Genomic DNA, 20,397 nt, shown 5'->3' on the forward strand with positions numbered 1-20,397 from the left:
CTATTTTATTAATAGTCCTATTACATATCCAAATATAATTATTAATCCCATTATAAATAAAGCTGAATCAAGAATAACTTTTCTATATGCTTTACATTTAATGTTTTTATAGATAATTATTACAGGTAAAATATAGAGTAGAAACGCTACTGTTGGCGCTACTAATATACCTATTATATTAAGTATCTTAAAGTTGCATATTGTGCATACCCATAGAACTATAAATATTAGGCTAACACATATTCTATTTATCTTAGATTCAGATAACTCTTTATTACAAATATCTCTAAAGAAGTATTTGAATAAATATTTTAGAGCTTCTTTTGAACCTATATAACAGCCTATAAAAGAGCTTATAATAGCAGTAAAAACTATCATAGGAGCTAAAATATCAAGTATAGTGCTATGATGTTGCTCTTGGATTAGTGTGACAATAGACAGATTATTATCATTAGCTCTAGCTAAGTCACTAACTGTTGTACTAAGTAAGCAAGATGTTACAAAAAGTAATACAAAGATAAAAAGAATCAAAGCATTAATTTTGAGTACTTTATAGATTTTAGCTTTCTCCTGATTATTATCAAGCTTTACATAATTCTTGTAAAAAACTACTAAACTAGAGATAACAGGTGAATGATTCATTGATAGGATTAGTATTGGTAGAACCATTAAAATACCAATAATATATTGAGTAAGCTCAAAATGACTATCTGTAATAAAGCTATAATTCCAGTAGGGTATAATATAAAGCGATAATATTATTACTAATGCTATTAGAAAGATCACAATTAGCTGCATGAATTTTAGGATAAGGTTTATACCTAAAGAAACTATAGCTAGTAAAACTACTAATATACTAAAGCTAAACCAAATATTAGTCGATAAATCAGTATCTGAAATATTATAGTTTACTAAAAAATTACTTAGCTCATTATTTAAACCAATTGAGTACATTGGCATATTTAGAAATATAGCGAAAAAATATAAAATTACACAGATCAAGCCAAAAAACTTGCCTAAACTATGAGTAAAAACGTTTGTAATTCCACCATCTTCTGAGCTTATGACAATATTTGCCATATTTTTATGTGAGTAGTATGTTAGTGGTAGTGCAAATATCATCACAGTTAACAATGCCCAAAAACCGCTATCTCCAGCTTGAACTGGTAAGTATAGTAGTCCTGCTCCAATAGCTGTACCAAATAGAGTAAAAACCCATTGAATATCTATTTTTTTAGAATTTGAATAATTTACTTCTTTCACTAATTATCCCAATCGAGTATTACTTTGCCACACTTACCACTTTTCATTATTTCAAAGCCTTCTTTATAATCATCTATATGTAGTCTATGTGTTATTATTGGGCTTATATCCATGCCAGCTTGGATCATACTAGACATTAAGTACCAAGTTTCAAACATTTCTCTACCGTAAATACCTTTTAGAATTAAACCTTTAAATAGGATAGTTCCCCAATCTATAGATATATTTCCAGAGGCTATTCCTAATAATGAAAGTTTAGCACCATGATTCATGACATCTAACATCATTGAGATCGCAGAGTTAACTCCAGACATCTCTAAACCAACATCAAATCCTTCACTCATGCCAATATCAGACATTACTTTTTTCATTTGTGTGGTAAGTTCTTCTTGAGTCTTATATGGGGCTACATTTAACGCAACAGTAGCTCCGAATTCCTCAGCTTTTTTTAGGCGATATTCATTTACATCAGTAATAACTATTCGACGAGCACCACAGAATCTAGCTATCTTTATAGCCATTAAACCAATTGGTCCAGCTCCTGTTATAAGAATATCTTCACCTGTTAGATTAAATGAAAGAGCTGTGTGAACTGCATTGCCTAGAGGATCAAATATACTAGCAATTTCATCTGGAATAGCATCTGGAAGTTTAAACACATTTGATGAAGGCATAGCTAAAAACTCTGCAAATGCTCCTTGTACATTAACACCGATTCCCATAGTCTCTCGACATAGATGTCGTTTACCAGCTTTACAGTTACGACAATGCCCACAAACAAGGTGTCCTTCACCGGATACTCTATCACCAATTTCTAAGCCTGTTACTCCATCACCTTTAGCGACAATCTCACCAACGAATTCATGTCCTGTAATCATTGGTACAGGAATAGTATCTTGTGACCACTTATCCCAGTTATATATGTGTAAGTCTGTACCACAAATTGCGGTTTTTTTAATCTTAATTAAAACATCGTTGTAGCCGTATTCTGGTATTGGAGCATCTTTTATCATCCATATACCAGGCTCTCTTTTTAGTTTAGCTAATGCTTTCATAATTTAATCCCTTGAAAATGAAATTAATTAGAGAAATAATAATTCTATTATTCTATTATTCTATTATTCTATTAGATTATACCTAGATCTTTGCCAGCTTTAGTGAAAGCATCGACAGCTTTATCAATCTGTTCAAATGTATGTGCTGCAGACATTTGTGTTCTAATACGAGCTTTACCTTTCGGAACAACAGGGTATGAAAAGGCTATTACATAGATTCCATAGTCTAAAAGTTTTTCAGCAAATTCAGCAGCTTTTTTCTCATCATAGATCATTACTGGTATAATAGGGTGTTCACCAGGTATTAGGTCAAATCCAGCAGCAGTCATTTTAGATCTGAATCTTTGTTGGTTAGCTTGTAGTTGATCTCTTAGCTCATTAGAGCCTTTAGTTATTTCTAATGCTTTTAAAGATGTTTTAGCAATTATTGGAGCTAGTGAATTTGAAAACAAATATGGTCTAGATAAGTTCTTTAACAGATCAACAATTTCTTTTTTAGCACATATATAGCCACCAGATGCTCCACCTAAACCTTTTCCTAGTGTTCCAGTCAGGATATCTACGCGACCCATTACATTGCAGTGTTCTATAGAGCCTTTACCATTTTTACCAACAAAACCAGATGCATGCGAATCATCAACCATTACAATAGCATTATATTTATCAGCTAAATCACAAACAGCTTCAAGGTTAGCTATAATACCATCCATAGAGAAAACTCCATCAGTAGCAATCATTTTAAATCTTGCTCCAGCTTTATCAGCTTCGATTAGTTTTTCTTCTAAGTCTTGCATATCATTGTTGTTGTATCTAAATCTCATAGCTTTACACAATCTAACACCATCGATAATACTAGCATGATTAAGTGAGTCACTAATAATGGCATCCTCTTTAGTTAGTAAAGTTTCAAAAAGACCTGCATTTGCATCAAAACATGATGGATATAAAATAGTATCTTCAAACTCAAAGAAATTGCTAAGTTCTTTTTCAAGTTGTTTATGAACACTATTTGTACCACATATAAATCTTACCGAAGCCATTCCGTATCCACATTCTTCGATATGCTCTTTAGCATAAGCAACAATTTCTGGGTTATTTGCAAAACCAAGATAATTATTTGCACAAAAGTTTATAAGAGTTTCACCATTTTCTAAATTTATAACTGGCTCTTGAGGGGTTGATATTATCCTTTCACTCTTATAAGTCCCAGCATCTTTTATTTCTTGGATTTTATCATTAACATTATTGTAGAAATCTTTGTTCATAGTTAAGTCCTTAATCGTTTCTTAAATACTCTCACTCTAATATATATAAGTATAGTCAGATTTGGAATTCTTAAATACTAGATTGTATAAAATTTATACAAGAGCGAAAACGTTTTCTTACTTTAATAATTATTACTCATGCTTAAGCTTAAAGAATTAGAAAAATTTCTTTTAAAATTAAGAGACAATTTTTATCTAAAAATAGCAGAATTATATTATTTTTTTGCAAAATATAATGAAAAATTAAGCTTTCCTAAAAGCAACGCTAATAATTGTAAATTATTGAATTTTTTGTTGTATTTATTTTTTTTGTATTTATAGAATTGATTATGAGGATTAGTGCAAAGTTTTTTGAATACCATAGGGAAAAATAGTATGAGCGACAGGAAGAAATTAGCTACTACGATATCTTATGCGTTACTGAGCATTTATTCATATAAAAAGATTTATAGTAACTGGGTGGTAATTTTTGATAAGTCCTATGATTTTCCCTCAGTTATATATTTTAAATATTTGTAATATGATTAGTTCATATTTTAAGGTTTCAATTTTAAAACATAGACTATAGGTTTAAAACGGAGGAAATTATGAAAAGAAAAAAACTAATAAAAGCGATATCTTATGCGTTATTAGGTATAGGCTCATTTAGTATGGCGGAGGCTGCTACAGGTAATAATGTTGAGACATACGACTTTAAAGCACCATTTAAGGATTATAATAATAAGATAGTTTTAAATATTAATAATGTTTCATCAGCAAAGACAATAGAGTTTACAAGTAACTTCAAACCAAAAGCTGGCTGGGGTAACTGTTTTGGAACTAGAGCTGATCTTGTTGATTTTGCATCTACACAGAATAGTAAGGGTGATTATGTAACTAAGATGACATTGAAAGATGGTGGATCTTTTGATCTAACACAATCATGTGACATCATGGGAACAGACTCTGGTAATGCAATTGTATTACCTGGTGTTGTAGTTCCGATAGTTAGTGATCTTAAAGTAGATGGTAAAGATCTTGAGATTGAAAGACCATGTCCAGGAAATGTATGTAAAGATCCTGCTCCTGGTTATACAAATGCAGCATATTATGCACAATGGGCAGTATGGGGGCGTAAATATAATCCGTATGACTTCAAATATAATAAGTTAAATACAATAATCTATGCATTCATAGGTTTTGACAAAAATACAGGTAATATAAAAACACTTGATGCTTCAGCCGATTCATGGGGACTTTCAGCAGCAGCAAGAGCAGCTAAGAAGTATCCATATCTAAAATCATTCCTATCATTTGGTGGTTGGACAAATAATGGTGTTACAACAGCACCGATGTTTGAACAATTAGCATCAAATCAACAAAGTATGGAAACTTTTGCTAAGCAGTCTGTAGAGCTTATGCGTAAACTTGGCTTTAATGGTATAGATATAGACTGGGAGTGGTGGTCTGATTATGGTAATGATGTAGCACCAGCTAAGAAGATGTTGGCTTTATTTAAAGTTCTTCGTGCTGAGTTAGATAAGGCTAGTAAAGAAGATGGTAAAAAGTACTATCTTGCAATAGCAGTTAATGGAGCAAGAAGCCGTATTGAAGCTATGGAAAATCCAAGTAATCCAAATAGCGTATCAGATTTCTGGAAGCAGACTGGCGAGTTGATGGATGAAATCAATGTAATGAACTATGACTATCAAGGTGCATGGGGTACTGGCTTCCCTGCATACTTCCAGGCATCATTTGCATTCCCAGATGTATCAGGGATTAGTAATACTAGTTATAGTGCTGGAGATGTATCAAGTGATGTACAAGATAATGTTACAGATAGTTCTGGCAGTAATGTTACACTAAGTAAATCTATAGGTGTAGATGGTGGATGGTCAATCCAAGACTCTATTGATGCGTATATTAAAGCTGGAGTACCTGCTAAGAAATTAATAGTTGGTTTACCTTTATATGCAAGATCTATGGCTGTAGATAGTGATGTCAATGGAGGTTTATTCCAAACAATTACAGGTCCAGGTCTTGGTGATTATGAGAATGGTGTATTTGACTATAAATGTTTAGTTAATCCAGTTAATGATCCTGTAACAGGATGTGGAACATCTAAACCAGTGAGTGGATTATCAGATCTACAGTTCTACAATGAAAACTCTAATGTAGCTATATTTGATAAGTATGGTAAAGTAGCTATGCAGCCATGGGCATATAGTCCATCGACTAAATCATTTATAACTTATGATGATACGTGGTCAGTGACTAAGAAAACAGAATATGCTATGGGTAGAGGGCTTGGAGGAACAATGTTCTGGCAAGCTGATGGTGATTCTGTAGATAATAGTAAATCATTAATAAATGCTGTAGCTAAGGTTTATGAATCAGATAATATTTATATATCTGTTGATAGCGTAACAGAGACATCAGCAACCATATCATGGAACAAACCAGAGTTAGATGGCAATATTACATATACAATTAAGTTAAATGGAAATGTAGTTGCTCAGAATATTAGTGCTCAGAATTATGTGCTGACTAATTTAGATAAGGCTACTAATTATAATGTTGAAGTGATTGCTAGTACTTCAAGTGAATCTAGAGAAGATGGTTTATCATTTACAACAGCTGGTGCAACTGATCAAAATCAGACAGATGATCAAAATCAGACAGATGATCAAAATCAGACAGATGATCAAAATCAGACAGATGATCAAAATCAGACAGATGATCAAAATCAGACAGATGATCAAAATCAGACAGATGATCAAAATCAAGGTGGAGATACTGTAACTGGAACTTGGGATCCTGATAAAGCTTATACTAAAGGTGAAAAAGTAGAAGTTAATGGGGTGACATACGAAGCTCAATGGTGGACTAAGGGTGAGAATCCTACTCAATCAGGCGAGTGGGGAGTATGGAGAGTAGTTGGAGATCAAAGTTCAGATCAAACAAATGATCAAACAAATGATCAAACAAATGATCAAACAAATGATCAAACAAATGATCAAACAAATGATCAAACAAATGATCAGGGTGGCGATGATACTACAGCTTCAGGAACTTGGGACTCTAAAGCTATATATACTACAGGAGATCAAATAACATATAACGGTCAAACATATACGGCTAAATGGTGGACACAAGGTGATACTCCATCTAATGGAGGACCTTGGGAAAAACCAGTTGTTCCTGGCGGAGCTTGGGAAAGTGGTATTGCCTATACAGGTGGTCAAACAGTAACTTATCAAGGTCAGCAGTATAAAGCTAAGTGGTGGACACAAGGTGATATCCCATCAAATGGCTCGCCTTGGGAAAAAGTATAAGTATATTCCTCAAAAATATCTCAAATCAATGATTATTATCTATTCTTATTTTTTCTAAGTACTTTTCATTTTCATAAGAATCTTTCATCATTTAAATAAATCTTATATATAATCTGATGATTTTTAGTAAAAATCTTATAGCTTTGAATCTTTTATAAAATATTCCAATTAAACATTTATGATGCAAAAGCCAGTTTATATGGCTATTTATAGGCTTTAGTATGCTGAAATATAGCTAAAAATAAGAAAATTTAAAAAACTTCAAAATTTTTCAAAAAAGTACTTGCGTTTTTGTTAGAGGATGCGTATTATATGTCTTCACCGGCTGACGAGTGATGTCAACGGTAGGAAGCTAAGGCTTTTGAGATATTTAATAGATATATTATATACAAACACTTTGTTAAAGAATTTGAGTATCAGTAGTTAGAGTCAGAATTTGAGAATTAAACTGAAGAGTTTGATCCTGGCTCAGATTGAACGCTGGTGGCATGCTTAACACATGCAAGTCGAACGGTAACAGGAGAAGCTTGCTTCTTGCTGACGAGTGGCGGACGGGTGAGTAACGCGTAGGAATCTGCCCATCTGTGGGGGATACCAGTTGGAAACGACTGTTAATACCGCATAATATCTGCGGATTAAAGGTGGCCTTTGTGCTGCCGCAGATGGATGAGCCTGCGTTAGATTAGCTTGTTGGTGGGGTAAGGGCCTACCAAGGCTACGATCTATAGCTGATTTGAGAGGATGATCAGCCACATTGGGACTGAGACACGGCCCAAACTCCTACGGGAGGCAGCAGTGGGGAATATTGGACAATGGGGGAAACCCTGATCCAGCAATGCCATGTGTGTGAAGAAGGCTCTAGGGTTGTAAAGCACTTTAGTTGGGGAGGAAAGCTTATAGGTTAATAGCTTATGAGAAGGACGTTACCCAAAGAATAAGGACCGGCTAACTCCGTGCCAGCAGCCGCGGTAATACGGGGGGTCCGAGCGTTAATCGGAATTACTGGGCGTAAAGGGTCTGTAGGTGGTTTGTTAAGTCAGATGTGAAAGCCCAGGGCTCAACCTTGGAACTGCATTTGATACTGGCAAACTAGAGTATGGTAGAGGAATGGGGAATTTCTGGTGTAGCGGTGAAATGCGTAGAGATCAGAAGGAACACCAATGGCGAAGGCAACATTCTGGACCAATACTGACACTGAGGGACGAAAGCGTGGGGATCAAACAGGATTAGATACCCTGGTAGTCCACGCTGTAAACGATGAGTACTAGCTGTTGGATTCGGTGTAAAGGATCTAGTGGCGCAGCTAACGCGTTAAGTACTCCGCCTGGGGACTACGGCCGCAAGGCTAAAACTCAAAGGAATTGACGGGGACCCGCACAAGCGGTGGAGCATGTGGTTTAATTCGATGCAACGCGAAGAACCTTACCTGGTCTTGACATCCTGCGAACTTTCTAGAGATAGATTGGTGCCTTCGGGAACGCAGTGACAGGTGCTGCACGGCTGTCGTCAGCTCGTGTTGTGAAATGTTGGGTTAAGTCCCGCAACGAGCGCAACCCCTATTGATAGTTACCATCATTAAGTTGGGTACTCTATTGAGACTGCCGCTGACAAGGCGGAGGAAGGTGGGGACGACGTCAAGTCATCATGGCCCTTACGACCAGGGCTACACACGTGCTACAATGGGTATTACAGAGGGCTGCGAAGGTGCGAGCTGGAGCGAAACTCAGAAAGGTACTCTTAGTCCGGATTGCAGTCTGCAACTCGACTGCATGAAGTCGGAATCGCTAGTAATCGCAGGTCAGAATACTGCGGTGAATACGTTCCCGGGTCTTGTACACACCGCCCGTCACACCATGGGAGTGGGTTGCTCCAGAAGTAGATAGCTTAACGAATGGGCGTTTACCACGGAGTGATTCATGACTGGGGTGAAGTCGTAACAAGGTAGCCGTAGGGGAACCTGCGGCTGGATCACCTCCTTAACGGAAATACGAAAAAATAGAAATAAGCTTTAACTCTGATTTGAATGATTTAGCTTAGTGTTTGTAGATAATATATTTTAGTGTAAATAGAATACGGGTCTGTAGCTCAGTTGGTTAGAGCGCACCCCTGATAAGGGTGAGGTCGGTAGTTCGAGTCTACTCAGACCCACCAGTTTTTTTGGGGCCATAGCTCAGCTGGGAGAGCACCTGCTTTGCACGCAGGGGGTCAGCGGTTCGATCCCGCTTGGCTCCACCATTATTTTATTTGCATGAAGATAGAGATATTTAACAATTTAGTATAGAAATAGACTTAAGAGAATAAGTGCAAGCGGTGGATGCCTTGGCATTCAGAGGCGATGAAGGACGTGATAATCTGCGATAAGCTTCGGGGAGATGGTAAATAATCTTTGATCCGGAGATTTCCGAATGGGGGAACCCACCTAGCACAAGCTAGGTACTCACTCGACATAGAGTGTAGAGCGAACGAGGGGAACTGAAACATCTAAGTACCCTTAGGAAGAGAAATCAATTGAGATTCCCATAGTAGCGGCGAGCGAAGTGGGAAGAGCCTGGTATGATTTAGCTGTAATTATAGTAGAACAAGTTGGGAAGCTTGACGATAGAGGGTGATAGTCCCGTATACGAAATAATCACAGTGGAACTAAGCATACGAACAAGTAGGACGGGGCACGTGGAACCTTGTCTGAATATGGGGGGACCATCCTCCAAGGCTAAATACTCCTGAATGACCGATAGTGAACTAGTACCGTGAGGGAAAGGTGAAAAGAACCCTTATAAAGGGAGTGAAATAGAATCTGAAACCGCTTGCATACAAGCAGTAGGAGCATTATTTAGTAATGTGACTGCGTACCTTTTGTATAATGGGTCAGCGAGTTACTTTTAGTGGCGAGGATAACTGAATAAGGGATCCGTAGCGAAAGCGAGTCTTAATAGGGCGAATAGTCGCTAGGAGTAGACCCGAAACCGGCGCGATCTATCCATGGCCAGGTTGAAGGTTGGGTAATACCAACTGGAGGACCGAACCCAATAATGTTGCAAAATTATGGGATGAGCTGTGGATCGGAGTGAAAGGCTAATCAAGCACGGAGATAGCTGGTTCTCCCCGAAAACTATTTAGGTAGTGCCTCGTGTATAACTCATTGGGGTAAAGCACTGTTTCGACGATGGGGGTTTTACGACCTTACTGACTCGATGCAAACTCAGAATACGATGAAGTTCAATCACGGGAGACACACTGCGGGTGCTAAGGTCCGTAGTGGAAAGGGAAACAGCCCAGACCGCCAACTAAGGTCCCCAAGTCATAGCTAAGTGGGAAACGAAGTGGGAAGGCCCAGACAGCCAGGAGGTTGGCTTAGAAGCAGCCACCCTTTAAAGAAAGCGTAATAGCTCACTGGTCGAGTCGGCCTGCACGTAAGATTTAACGGGGCTAAGCTATGCACCGAAGTTGCGGAATATATAGTATATATTGGTAGGGGAGCGTTCTGTAAGCCGATGAAGGTGAATTGAGAAGTTTGCTGGAGGTATCAGAAGTGCGAATGCTGACATGAGTAACGTAAAATAAGTGAGATTCTTATTGGCCGAAAACCCAAGGATTCCTACGCAATGTTAATCAACGTAGGGTAAGCCGGCCCCTAAGGCGTAGCTGAAGAGTGAAGTCGATGGGAAACAGGTTAATATTCCTGTGCCGCTTATATGAACGAAGGAGGGACGGAGAAGGTTAGGTAGGCCTGGCGAATGGTTGTCCAGGTGAAAGTATGTAGGTAGAGATGTTAGGCAAATCCGGCATCTTGTTGATCTGAGGTACGAGACGAAGTCAAACTTGTTTGACGAAGCTATTGATACCAAGCTTCCAGGAAAAGCTTCTAAGTATATTGTATAAGCGACCGTACTCTAAACCGACACTGGTGGGTAGGTAGAGAATACTAAGGCTATGAGATAACTCTGGTGAAGGAACTAGGCAAAATGACACCGTAACTTTGGAAGAAGGTGTGCCCTTGATGGTGATAAGACTTGCTCTTTGAGCTGTTGGGGGTTGCAGATACCAGGTGGCTGCGACTGTTTATCAAAAACACAGCACTCTGCTAAATCGTAAGATGAAGTATAGGGTGTGACGCCTGCCCGGTGCTGGAAGGTTAATTGAAGGGGTTAGCGCAAGCGAAGCTCTGGATCGAAGCCCCAGTAAACGGCGGCCGTAACTATAACGGTCCTAAGGTAGCGAAATTCCTTGTCGGGTAAGTTCCGACCTGCACGAATGGCGTAACGACGGCCACACTGTCTCCACCAGAGACTCAGTGAAATTGAAATCGCTGTGAAGATGCAGTGTACCCGCGGTTAGACGGAAAGACCCCGTGAACCTTTACTACAGCTTTGCACTGGACTTTGAATATTTATGTGTAGGATAGGTGGGAGACTTTGAAGCAGTCACGCTAGTGATTGTGGAGTCGTCCTTGAAATACCACCCTTGAATATTTAGAGTTCTAACTCAGGAGAGATTCGAGGACAGTGTATGGTGGGTAGTTTGACTGGGGCGGTCTCCTCCCAAAGAGTAACGGAGGAGTACGAAGGTGCACTCGGCATGGTCGGAAATCATGCCAAGAGTATAAAGGCAAAAGTGCGCTTGACTGCGAGAGTGACGGCTCGAGCAGGTACGAAAGTAGGTCTTAGTGATCCGGTGGTCCCGTATGGAAGGGCCATCGCTCAACGGATAAAAGGTACTCCGGGGATAACAGGCTGATTCCTCCCAAGAGTTCATATCGACGGAGGAGTTTGGCACCTCGATGTCGGCTCATCACATCCTGGGGCTGAAGCAGGTCCCAAGGGTATGGCTGTTCGCCATTTAAAGTGGTACGCGAGCTGGGTTCAGAACGTCGTGAGACAGTTCGGTCCCTATCTGCCGTGGGCGTTAGAGATTTGAGAAGAGTTGCTCCTAGTACGAGAGGACCGGAGTGAACGAACCACTGGTGTTCCGGTTGTTTCGCCAGAAGCATTGCCGGGTAGCTACGTTCGGAAGGGATAACCGCTGAAAGCATCTAAGCGGGAAGCCTCCTTCAAGATTAGATCTCTCTAGTTTTAAACTAGTAAGGAACGTTGGAGACTACGACGTTGATAGGCTGGGTGTGGAAGTACAGCAATGTATGAAGCTTACCAGTACTAATGATCCGAGAGACTTAAGTCTATTTCTATGCTGAATTGTTAAATATCTTTATAAGATATATAACCCAAAACACAGTTTTGGCGATGATAGCTTGTAGGAACCACCTGATCCCATTCCGAACTCAGAAGTGAAACTACAATACGCCGATGATAGTCTGGCATTGCCCAGGTGAAAGTAGGTAGTCGCCATCTTATTCCATATCAAAGACTTATCGTGATAAGCAATTTAAAAGCCTCATAGAAATATGGGGCTTTTTTGTTTCTGGACTCTAATTAATCCTAATAATTGATATATCTGTTTTTTAGAAGTACTATTAAAGTAGAATAAACTATTTCTTTATAAGTTATGAACCTACAAGAAAATGAAAATATTCTATTAGAATTGAAGCCAAATAAATCAAGTATCATTTATTTCTTTATCATAAAGCTTTGGCATAGTTCTTTTTTAATTATAGCTATTGCTGTAATGTTTTTTTCAAAGTTAAATAAGACAACTATAAACCATGATATGTTGACAAATACTGTATTAGTTATTTTTGTATTGCTAATTATTTACTTTATAGTTGCTTGGTTTTTTATTCGAAGAATTATCAATGGTTATAGTTACATCATAACAAATCAACGCTGTATTCTTAAATATGGTTTTTTATATCTTAATCGTAGAGATATTCCATACCGTAATATAAATGATGTAAACCTTAGGTCAAATATTATTGAGAAGGCATTTGGATTAGGGTCTGTGTATATTAATGATATTAGTACTGCAATGAGAGTAAATACAAGAGTATCAAATAATACTTGTAGAATGGAGGGGTTAACACTTGATGAATGTGAGAAAGCAATGGATTTAATTAATGAAAATATTCAAAAAAGTATATTAGATAGAAGTTAATATATTTACAATATTTATTATGCTAAAAGATATTTAACAGGGTTATCTGGGCATTGATATAAGCCACATTCAAAAAATATTGATACAACATTTGCAAAGACAACTAGTATAAAAATCATGAAAATTATATTTGTAAATAAGCGAATTTTCTTATTTTTTGCTTCAGAAATCTCTTGAGGTTCTTCTCGAATCTCATATTGTTTTGGATAAGACATGACTATAGCTATATATATGATAGCTATCATAGATATTACAAATACCCAACTATACATATGCATACCTAAGACTTTAGATCCAAAACCGACGGGATCTGTAACATGTAAAGCAATTTGTCTAAGTGATACGAATGATGTAAATACTGCAGATAATAGTGATAGGGCATAATGACTTGGTCGTACATGAAAGCGCATATTAAGCAGGAATCCAAAGCCTATTGCTAGTAATCCTAAGCGCTGTAAAAGGCATAATGGGCAAGGTAACTCGTCCATAAAAAACTGAAAGAAGAATGCTAGTATTATGACTATAGCTATTCCTACTGTTTCAATAGCGCTTATTGCTTTTATTAGGTCCTTTGAGATTAGTGTTTTTTCCATAATAATATCCTCTTATAAATATATTGATAGCTGGCTAGTTGCATGATGCAAAAATACTAGACCTGCAATAATAAGGAATATACTAAAAATTATTACAGCATAGCGTCTGTTAAACCAAGCTGTTATAGCTGAGATTAATAGTAGAATAAAACTTATAAGTATACCTGGCATAACCTTTTCCTCATAAAGTATTTTACACACCTTAATCATAGCAGGTAATAATTTTATTTAATATATTGAATATTATATTTTTGAGTGAAACTTATAGGAGAGAAAGTTTGAATAGAATTTATTAGAAAATAATATTTTGCAGAAATTATTGAAGTATTGGTGCTGCTTGTTGAGCTACTTGTTGCACTGCACAAGCGCCATCGGCACAAGCATAAAAAGCTGAACCTATACTAATAATTGTTAATATTACAAATATTGCAAATACTATATGAGTTATAGTACGTATTACCTTATTGCTAGACTCTGATACTTCTTTAGCTGTTCTTTGATGTAGATCGTATTGACCAGAGAATGACATAACTATAGCAATATATACTAGATATATAATAGATATTACAAATACCCAGCTATACATATGTACGCCAAAAAGTTTTGGACCAATACCTATCGGGTCAAGCATATGAATACTTATTATCTTTAAAGAAACAAGTAGTGTAAATACTGTTGCTAATAGTGAGTATGCATAGTGGCTTGGACGAATATGGAAATGCGTATTTAGTAAAAAGCCAAATCCCATAGCAAGTAGTCCCATTCTCTGTAATAAGATAAGAGAGATAGGTTTTGGCATATTGTACATACTAAATTGGAAATAGAAGTCTATAATAATAATTGCAGTTATAACTATAACCTCTATAGCACTTAAAATTTTCATGTTATCTTCAGCACCGGATCTTGTCATGATAAACTCCCTATTATACGTACATTGCTACATGTTGACTTGCATGGTGAATAAATACTCCACTAGCAACAATTAAAAATATGACAAAAAATACTTGTCCTCCACGGCGGTTAAACCAAGCAGTTACTACTGAAATTAGTAACAAGATAAGGCTTATTAAAATACCTGGCATAGCTTTTCTCCTATGGTAATTTTTTATGTTTAATAATAACATAAGTTAACTAAATTGTTTTATATATATTCTAGAGGTTTTTTTTTTAATAAAAAGTATATTTCATACCAGTATCTAAAATCATTATAAGAATATTATACGAATTGTCATTTGGGAGCAAATTTAATAGCTTTTTGAGAATAAAATAATTTGCTCCGCTGCTATGACCAGCATAGATTCCTTGTTCACTTGCTAATTCATGACAACCGATTATTGCTTGTTCATCAGTAAACTGTATAACTTCATCAATATATCTTAAATCCATTGATTTACAGAATACAGGATTGCCTGGCCCTTCAACTTTATAGCTATATATATTTTTAGGGTTAGGCTTACCATTGTAGAAAATATCATAATACACGGATCCTTTTGGATCGGGCATAATTGTTTGGGCATCTGGAAATATTTCTTTTATCTTCTTTGAGCAACCTGTTATGGTTCCTCCAGAACCGCCTACTGTTATAAAATAATCAATACCAATATTTTGCTTTATAAAATAATCTACTATCTCTTGACCAGTAGTTTCATAATGGCATTGTGTATTTAGTTTATTATCATATTGATTTATCAACATACCATTTGTTTGGTCAGCTATTGATTTTGCCTTGTTAACATAAAAGTCAGAATTCTGGTGATCAGCTGTGTTTTTGCATATTGTAAGATTTGCACCAAAGCTTTCTATCATAGACCTTTTCATTGAACCAGTTTTTTCAGGACAAGTTATATGTACTGGATAATTATAAAGCTTTCCTATAGCTGCTAATGATGTGCCCATATTACCAGAGCTTGCTTCAACAATAGTTTGTTTGGCTTTTATTTGTTTATTTTTTATGAGATTTTCTAATATATATTTTGCAACTCTATCTTTTATGCTTCCTGTAGGGTTTAACCATTCACACTTTGCAAATACATTATGATTTGTATCTAGATTTTTAAGTTTTATGATAGGAGTATGACCAATTAAAGATAGCATATTTTCTAGGATGATTTGTTAAAACTTAATATATTTTAGCAAATGTTTGATAAATATTTATTTTATTTTAAAAGTATATTCTTGTAGAAACTTATCTCATATAAGTATTGTTTATATTTTATATAAGAATAAAGTATTTTATATGATCTTTATTTAATGAGAAACTAATGCAAAATAAAAGATTTAAATAAAAAGGATAATTCAATATGAAAAAAATATTTTTAATTTCTACTCCATTAGTCGTTCTATTCTCATGTGCTACAGCTTTCCAAAATGAAAATATAACATTTATATCTGCAGATAATTCTCATCAATCTCAATATGATGAAATGAGAAGTATCGAGGATAGAATTAGTTCAGTACATTAGTATAAATTTAGTTATAAAATTATTTCCCAATACAGAAGCTTGAGAAAATTTCACCTAATAAATCATCTGAACTAAACTCTCCAGTAATTGTGTTTAGATATTCTTGGACTATCAAAAGCTCTTCAGCAAGTAGCTCGCCATTACCAAGATTTAATTGTTCTTTTGCTAGAGTTATATGCTCAAAGGCACTATTTATTGCGGTAACGTGTCTTTCACGAGCAGTATAGATACTTTCATTTTGATTTGTATAGCCTACTTTTTTTAATATATGCTCTTTTAGTTTATCAATACCAATATTATTTCCTGCAGATATATATATATGGTTATCTTGATTTTGAGGTGTATCTTTTAGTAGGTCTATTTTGTTATGAACATATGTAATATCAATATCTTTAGGTATTTGATCATAAAACTCAGGAATGATCTCTTTAATATCGCTAAATTTAACATTACTATTAGTATAGTCATCTGTCACAAAAAGAACTTGATCAGCTTCTTGGATCTTAGCAATAGCTCTTTTGATACCTTCGCTTTCAATAATATCATCACTACTGCGTAAGCCAGCAGTATCAATTATATGCATTGGCACACCATTGATTTGGATATGTTCTTTGACAATATCTCTAGTTGTACCAGCAATTGATGTTACAATTGCTGACTCTTTACCAGCAAGGGCATTTAAAAGGCTAGATTTACCAGCATTAGGTTTACCAACTAATATTAAAGTAATTCCTTCTGATAATATAACACCTTGCTTACAGCTGTTTCTGACATCTAATATGGTTTGATATATTTGTTCTAGAGAGTTATGTATCTTTGTGTCTTCTAAAAAGTTTATTTCTTCTTCAGGGAAATCTATAGAAGCTTCCACATACATTCTTAAATAAATTAACTTTTCTAGAAGATTATTTATCTCTTTAGAGAAATCTCCCTGTAATGATTTGGCCGCAGATTTAGCAGCAATTTCTGATGATGCATTTATAATATCAGCAACTGCTTCAGCTTGAGCTAGGTCAAGTTTATTATTTAAGAAAGCTCTTTCAGTAAATTCACCAGCCTTAGCCATGCGTGCACCGCACTTTAAGGCAGCTTTTATAATTAGATTAAGTATAAAAGGGTTGCCATGTGCTTGAATCTCAACAACATCTTCACCCGTATATGAAAAAGGTGCATTGAAATATATTGCAATACCATTATCTATAACTTCTTGATCATTATAGATGGTGCAAAATGTGGCATATCGAGGCTTTAATTCTTTTAGAGTGAGCTTTTGTGATATTTCTAAAGCATTTGGACCTGATATTCTGATGATTCCAATACCACCATTGCCTTGAGGAGTTGCTATCGCAACAATAGTATCTTTTGTATACATTTTTTATTTTAATTTTTGATTGGAGTTAAAATCTTCGGAGGAATCTTCTTCTTGATCGATGACTCTGCCTTTCTTGCGGCCATTTCTATTAAAGAAGTCAGCATTTTGTTTCATTATTCTTCTACGTAGAATAAATGAAGATATCATTAGGAAAATTATCAAAAATACAAATATCGGAGCAAAAATTATAAACGACACTACAGCTACCAAGATTAGCCCTAGTGATGTTAAAATTTGTTTCACATTGTTGTTCATTTCTTTTCTTTATAATATTTAGCTTGTATAATGTAAGTATATCACTTTAGTGGTTATTATAAATAGGGCTCTAAAAGTTTATATAATAAATTTAAAGGGTTCGGTGTTCAAAAACTGGAGGTTTATTTATGAATATTCAAATTACTGGTAGGCACGTAGAAGTTACTGATGCAATCAAAGGTTATGTGGATGAAAAAATAGGAAAAGTAGAGCATTACTTTGATCATATAACGTCTACGAAAGTTATCTTAGCTGTTGAGAAAGAGCAGCAAGTTGCTGAAGCTATAGTAATTGTACCTGGTAGTGAGTTTGTGGCAAAAGCTGAAGATAAGGATCTTTATGCAGCTATCGATATGCTAGAAGATAAGTTAGCACGTCAACTTAAGAAGCATAAAAATAAAATGAGATGTAATCATAGTACTACACCAGCTCATAGTGAATAATTCTTCTTACTCAAAAAATATTTAATCAATTTATGAATTTAAAAGCTCTTATAGATAAAAAGAATATTATCTTAAACCTTAATATCGAATCTAAAAAACGTCTGATCGAATTTATTGCTAATAGACTAGCCGTATCATATCCTGAGATTGATGAAGATTCTGTGCTTAGAAGTATTTATAGCAGAGAAAGGATAGGTAATACCTACATTGGTAAAAATATTTATATTCCTCACTGTAGGGTTAAAAATTTGGACACAACTAAGATAATTATAGTAACACTTAAAAACACATACCATGATGACTCTGTTGATGAGGATATAAAAATGGCAATAGGGGTATTTTTCCCCGATAATATTTCTGAAATTCATATAGAATTATTAAAACAGCTGGCTTTATTTATTAAGGCTGATACAACACAAAAATATTTTGATCAAGTAAAAACGGTCGATGATTTATATAAGTTAATTACTAGTACATATAATGGATAGATTACTAAAAAATATAAGAATAGTGCTTGTTGAACCATCTCATAGTGGAAATGTTGGTTCTACAGCAAGAGCAATGCTAAATATGGGATTAACAAATCTCTGGTTGGTGAATCCAAAGAAAGGTATAGATGATGAAGCTATTGCATTATCATGCCATGCTACAGAAGTAGTAAAAAGTGCAAAGATAGTTGATTCATTAGATGATGCATTAGAAGGTATTGATTATGTAGTTGGAACAAGTGCTAGGGTAAGAAGAGTTTCACTACCAATAGAACCTATATCAAAAGTAGCTACAAATATTCTAAATAAAATTCAAAAATCTGATGAAAAAGTTGCAATACTTTTTGGTCGTGAAAGAACAGGACTTTTGAATGAGGAGCTTTTGATGAGTAATGTACATGCCTATATTCCATCTAATGAAGGTTATACTTCGTTAAATTTAGCTCAAGCTGTTCAATTAGTTGCTTATGAAATACATAAACAGATGATTGAAATTACAGATGCTAAAGATGTTCCGGAATATAATCACTTACATAAAAAGGCTTCGATAAAAGAGTTACAAGGTCTTTATCAGCATCTTGAGAATAGCATGATAGAGTCAGGTTTTTTAGATAAAAATAAACCAGGTCATGTTATGGATAAGTTAAGAAGACTTTTTCAAAGAAGTGAGTTGGAAAGTCAAGAAGTAAATATTTTAAGAGGTTTCTTAAGTTCTATTGATAATAAGGGGTAGTAATCGTTAGATGATTATTTTAGGTATAGATGAGGCTGGAAGAGGTCCTCTTTCAGGTCCAGTTGTTGCTGCAGGAGTTATATTAGATAGTAATAACAGTATTGAAGGATTGAATGACTCTAAAAAGCTCAGCGATAAAAAACGTGAACTACTATATGAGGAAATTATTTCAAAAGCAAAAGCTTACTCAATAGTTGAGATTTCACCTCAAGAGATAGATGATTTAAATATCTTACAGGCAACTTTAAAAGCGATGAAACAAGTTGCTGATAGTTTAGTAGGGCAATTTGATAAAGCTTTAGTTGATGGTAATAGACTACCACAGTGGGGTTATCAATCTGAAGCAATAGTAAAAGGTGATTCTAAAGTTCTAGAAATATCAGCAGCTTCTATATTGGCAAAGGTGTATAGAGATAGAATATGTCTAGAGCATGATAAAGTTTATCCTGAGTATGGTTTTGCTAAGCATAAAGGCTATCCAACTAAAGATCACTTAGAAAAGATAAAACAGTATGGTGTTTTAGATATCCATAGAAAAAGCTATAAGCCAGTTGCTAACTTATTGAAATCCGATTAAAGAAGTTATGAAGATCTCATCAGATATTGAAAATATCAAGTTAAGAAAGGCTAATCAACATGATGTGAGCTTTATTGTAAGTCTAGAAAATGATCTCGACAATAGTTTATATATTGGTAAGTGGGATTATGATACTCATAAATTAGCATTAGAAAATAACGACATCGTATATTTTATAATACAAGATCATTTAGCTAAAGATGTTGGATATGTGATACTTACAGATTTATATAATAAGCATAATTCTATCCATATCAAACGTATTATTATTGATGCATCTAGTAAAGGTAAAGGCTATGGAAAAGAAGCTTTAAAGCTTATATTAGATTGGATCTTTAAAAATACTCAGGCTCATAGAGTGTGGTTAGATGTTAAAGATTTTAACTCTAAGGCTATCCATATTTATAAATCTGCTGGATTTGTTATAGAAGGTACTCTAAGAGATTGTGAATTTAATACTTTAATAAATAAATATGAATCATTTCATATAATGTCTATTCTTAGAGAAGAGTATGAAAGAAATTTAAATTAA

Annotated in this window: 18 protein-coding genes, 2 tRNA genes and 3 rRNA genes; 13 read left to right on the forward strand and 10 right to left on the reverse strand. The window is 35.2% G+C overall.

Going from position 1 to position 20,397, the window contains the following annotated elements; all coding sequences use genetic code 11:
- The 3 genes from FIP56_RS03575 to FIP56_RS03585 form a co-directional block, all read right to left on the reverse strand.
- Nucleotides 1-1,263, reverse strand: coding sequence for an aromatic amino acid transport family protein (locus FIP56_RS03575; protein WP_192577595.1), 1,263 nt, complete (start codon nt 1,261-1,263; stop codon nt 1-3).
- Complete coding sequence (gene tdh / locus FIP56_RS03580) at nt 1,263-2,318, reverse strand: L-threonine 3-dehydrogenase (protein ID WP_192577596.1); 1,056 nt, start codon at nt 2,316-2,318, stop codon at nt 1,263-1,265. The genes FIP56_RS03575 and tdh overlap by 1 nt, the downstream gene beginning before the upstream one ends.
- Before the next feature lie 71 nt (nt 2,319-2,389).
- Complete coding sequence (locus FIP56_RS03585) at nt 2,390-3,583, reverse strand: glycine C-acetyltransferase (protein ID WP_192577597.1); 1,194 nt, start codon at nt 3,581-3,583, stop codon at nt 2,390-2,392.
- Between the two features lie 587 nt (nt 3,584-4,170).
- Between FIP56_RS03585 and FIP56_RS03590 the strand changes: the two genes are divergently transcribed.
- The 7 genes from FIP56_RS03590 to FIP56_RS03620 all read left to right on the forward strand — a co-directional run bounded on the left by FIP56_RS03590 (nt 4,171) and on the right by FIP56_RS03620 (nt 12,942).
- Complete coding sequence (locus tag FIP56_RS03590; RefSeq protein ID WP_192577598.1) at nt 4,171-6,897, forward strand: glycosyl hydrolase family 18 protein; 2,727 nt, start codon at nt 4,171-4,173, stop codon at nt 6,895-6,897.
- Nucleotides 6,898-7,342: 445 nt separating this feature from the next.
- Nucleotides 7,343-8,876: ribosomal RNA gene (locus tag FIP56_RS03595) — 16S ribosomal RNA — on the forward strand.
- 95 nt (nt 8,877-8,971) lie between these two features.
- Nucleotides 8,972-9,048 (forward strand) — tRNA-Ile (locus tag FIP56_RS03600).
- An 8-nt stretch (nt 9,049-9,056) separates the two neighbouring features.
- Nucleotides 9,057-9,132, forward strand: a tRNA-Ala gene (locus FIP56_RS03605).
- A gap of 52 nt (nt 9,133-9,184) precedes the next feature.
- Nucleotides 9,185-12,072, forward strand: a 23S ribosomal RNA gene (locus tag FIP56_RS03610).
- 55 nt (nt 12,073-12,127) lie between these two features.
- Nucleotides 12,128-12,242, forward strand: a 5S ribosomal RNA gene (gene rrf / locus FIP56_RS03615).
- The 16S, 23S and 5S rRNA genes sit together here with 2 tRNA genes alongside, the layout of an rRNA operon.
- A 154-nt stretch (nt 12,243-12,396) precedes the next feature.
- On the forward strand, nt 12,397-12,942 hold the full coding sequence (locus FIP56_RS03620) for a PH domain-containing protein (RefSeq protein ID WP_192577599.1): 546 nt from the start codon (nt 12,397-12,399) through the stop codon (nt 12,940-12,942).
- A 17-nt stretch (nt 12,943-12,959) separates the two neighbouring features.
- Here the strand turns inward: FIP56_RS03620 and FIP56_RS03625 are convergent, their stop codons facing one another.
- The 5 genes from FIP56_RS03625 to FIP56_RS03645 form a co-directional block, all read right to left on the reverse strand.
- Nucleotides 12,960-13,535, reverse strand: coding sequence for a disulfide bond formation protein B (locus FIP56_RS03625; RefSeq protein WP_192577600.1), 576 nt, complete (start codon nt 13,533-13,535; stop codon nt 12,960-12,962).
- Nucleotides 13,536-13,547: 12 nt separating this feature from the next.
- Entirely contained in the window at nt 13,548-13,706 is a 159-nt protein-coding gene (locus FIP56_RS03630) for a DUF5993 family protein (RefSeq protein ID WP_192577601.1), read from the reverse strand.
- Between the two features lie 145 nt (nt 13,707-13,851).
- Complete coding sequence (locus FIP56_RS03635; RefSeq protein WP_192577602.1) at nt 13,852-14,445, reverse strand: disulfide bond formation protein B; 594 nt, start codon at nt 14,443-14,445, stop codon at nt 13,852-13,854.
- Between the two features lie 13 nt (nt 14,446-14,458).
- Nucleotides 14,459-14,617 carry a hypothetical protein gene (locus tag FIP56_RS03640; RefSeq protein ID WP_191092623.1) on the reverse strand — a complete coding sequence of 53 codons (159 nt, stop codon included), beginning with the start codon at nt 14,615-14,617 and terminating at the stop codon, nt 14,459-14,461.
- Between the two features lie 85 nt (nt 14,618-14,702).
- Entirely contained in the window at nt 14,703-15,629 is a 927-nt protein-coding gene (locus tag FIP56_RS03645; protein ID WP_192577603.1) for a cysteine synthase family protein, read from the reverse strand.
- Between the two features lie 206 nt (nt 15,630-15,835).
- Between FIP56_RS03645 and FIP56_RS03650 the strand changes: the two genes are divergently transcribed.
- Nucleotides 15,836-15,997, forward strand: a complete 162-nt coding sequence (locus FIP56_RS03650) for a hypothetical protein (RefSeq protein WP_192577604.1) — start codon at nt 15,836-15,838, stop codon at nt 15,995-15,997.
- A 19-nt stretch (nt 15,998-16,016) separates the two neighbouring features.
- Here the strand turns inward: FIP56_RS03650 and mnmE are convergent, their stop codons facing one another.
- Entirely contained in the window at nt 16,017-17,369 is a 1,353-nt protein-coding gene (mnmE, locus tag FIP56_RS03655) for a tRNA uridine-5-carboxymethylaminomethyl(34) synthesis GTPase MnmE (protein WP_192577605.1), read from the reverse strand.
- Between the two features lie 3 nt (nt 17,370-17,372).
- Entirely contained in the window at nt 17,373-17,624 is a 252-nt protein-coding gene (locus FIP56_RS03660) for a hypothetical protein (protein ID WP_192577606.1), read from the reverse strand.
- Nucleotides 17,625-17,752: 128 nt separating this feature from the next.
- Between FIP56_RS03660 and raiA the strand changes: the two genes are divergently transcribed.
- From raiA to FIP56_RS03685, 5 genes are read left to right on the forward strand one after another with little or no spacing between them, the layout of a single operon-like run.
- Nucleotides 17,753-18,067 carry a ribosome-associated translation inhibitor RaiA gene (raiA, locus tag FIP56_RS03665; protein WP_192577607.1) on the forward strand — a complete coding sequence of 105 codons (315 nt, stop codon included), beginning with the start codon at nt 17,753-17,755 and terminating at the stop codon, nt 18,065-18,067.
- A 32-nt stretch (nt 18,068-18,099) separates the two neighbouring features.
- A complete protein-coding gene (locus FIP56_RS03670) occupies nt 18,100-18,555 on the forward strand; it encodes a PTS sugar transporter subunit IIA (RefSeq protein WP_192577608.1) in 456 nt (151 codons plus the stop codon).
- Nucleotides 18,548-19,288, forward strand: coding sequence for an RNA methyltransferase (locus tag FIP56_RS03675; protein ID WP_192577609.1), 741 nt, complete (start codon nt 18,548-18,550; stop codon nt 19,286-19,288). Before FIP56_RS03670 ends, FIP56_RS03675 begins: the two co-directional genes overlap by 8 nt.
- Nucleotides 19,289-19,298: 10 nt before the next feature.
- A complete protein-coding gene (gene rnhB, locus FIP56_RS03680) occupies nt 19,299-19,865 on the forward strand; it encodes a ribonuclease HII (protein WP_192577610.1) in 567 nt (188 codons plus the stop codon).
- Nucleotides 19,866-19,872: 7 nt separating this feature from the next.
- On the forward strand, nt 19,873-20,397 hold the full coding sequence (locus FIP56_RS03685; protein WP_192577611.1) for a GNAT family protein: 525 nt from the start codon (nt 19,873-19,875) through the stop codon (nt 20,395-20,397).

It is taken from the genome of Francisella sp. LA112445 (genome assembly GCF_012224145.1).
Taxonomy (GTDB): domain Bacteria; phylum Pseudomonadota; class Gammaproteobacteria; order Francisellales; family Francisellaceae; genus Francisella.

Excerpts from the sequence above, each read along its gene's own strand:
- FIP56_RS03645 (WP_192577603.1), bottom strand. The coding sequence starts at position 15,629 with ATGCTATCTTTAATTGGTCATACTCCTATCATAAAACTTAAAAATCTA.
- rnhB (WP_192577610.1), top strand. The coding sequence starts at position 19,299 with ATGATTATTTTAGGTATAGATGAGGCTGGAAGAGGTCCTCTTTCAGGT.
- FIP56_RS03650 (WP_192577604.1), top strand. The coding sequence starts at position 15,836 with ATGAAAAAAATATTTTTAATTTCTACTCCATTAGTCGTTCTATTCTCA.
- FIP56_RS03620 (WP_192577599.1), top strand. The coding sequence starts at position 12,397 with ATGAACCTACAAGAAAATGAAAATATTCTATTAGAATTGAAGCCAAAT.
- FIP56_RS03635 (WP_192577602.1), bottom strand. The coding sequence starts at position 14,445 with ATGACAAGATCCGGTGCTGAAGATAACATGAAAATTTTAAGTGCTATA.
- FIP56_RS03675 (WP_192577609.1), top strand. The coding sequence starts at position 18,548 with ATGGATAGATTACTAAAAAATATAAGAATAGTGCTTGTTGAACCATCT.
- FIP56_RS03590 (WP_192577598.1), top strand. The coding sequence starts at position 4,171 with ATGAAAAGAAAAAAACTAATAAAAGCGATATCTTATGCGTTATTAGGT.
- mnmE (WP_192577605.1), bottom strand. The coding sequence starts at position 17,369 with ATGTATACAAAAGATACTATTGTTGCGATAGCAACTCCTCAAGGCAAT.
- FIP56_RS03670 (WP_192577608.1), top strand. The coding sequence starts at position 18,100 with ATGAATTTAAAAGCTCTTATAGATAAAAAGAATATTATCTTAAACCTT.
- FIP56_RS03630 (WP_192577601.1), bottom strand. The coding sequence starts at position 13,706 with ATGCCAGGTATACTTATAAGTTTTATTCTACTATTAATCTCAGCTATA.
- tdh (WP_192577596.1), bottom strand. The coding sequence starts at position 2,318 with ATGAAAGCATTAGCTAAACTAAAAAGAGAGCCTGGTATATGGATGATA.
- FIP56_RS03685 (WP_192577611.1), top strand. The coding sequence starts at position 19,873 with ATGAAGATCTCATCAGATATTGAAAATATCAAGTTAAGAAAGGCTAAT.
- FIP56_RS03640 (WP_191092623.1), bottom strand. The coding sequence starts at position 14,617 with ATGCCAGGTATTTTAATAAGCCTTATCTTGTTACTAATTTCAGTAGTA.
- raiA (WP_192577607.1), top strand. The coding sequence starts at position 17,753 with ATGAATATTCAAATTACTGGTAGGCACGTAGAAGTTACTGATGCAATC.
- FIP56_RS03625 (WP_192577600.1), bottom strand. The coding sequence starts at position 13,535 with ATGGAAAAAACACTAATCTCAAAGGACCTAATAAAAGCAATAAGCGCT.
- FIP56_RS03660 (WP_192577606.1), bottom strand. The coding sequence starts at position 17,624 with ATGAACAACAATGTGAAACAAATTTTAACATCACTAGGGCTAATCTTG.
- FIP56_RS03585 (WP_192577597.1), bottom strand. The coding sequence starts at position 3,583 with ATGAACAAAGATTTCTACAATAATGTTAATGATAAAATCCAAGAAATA.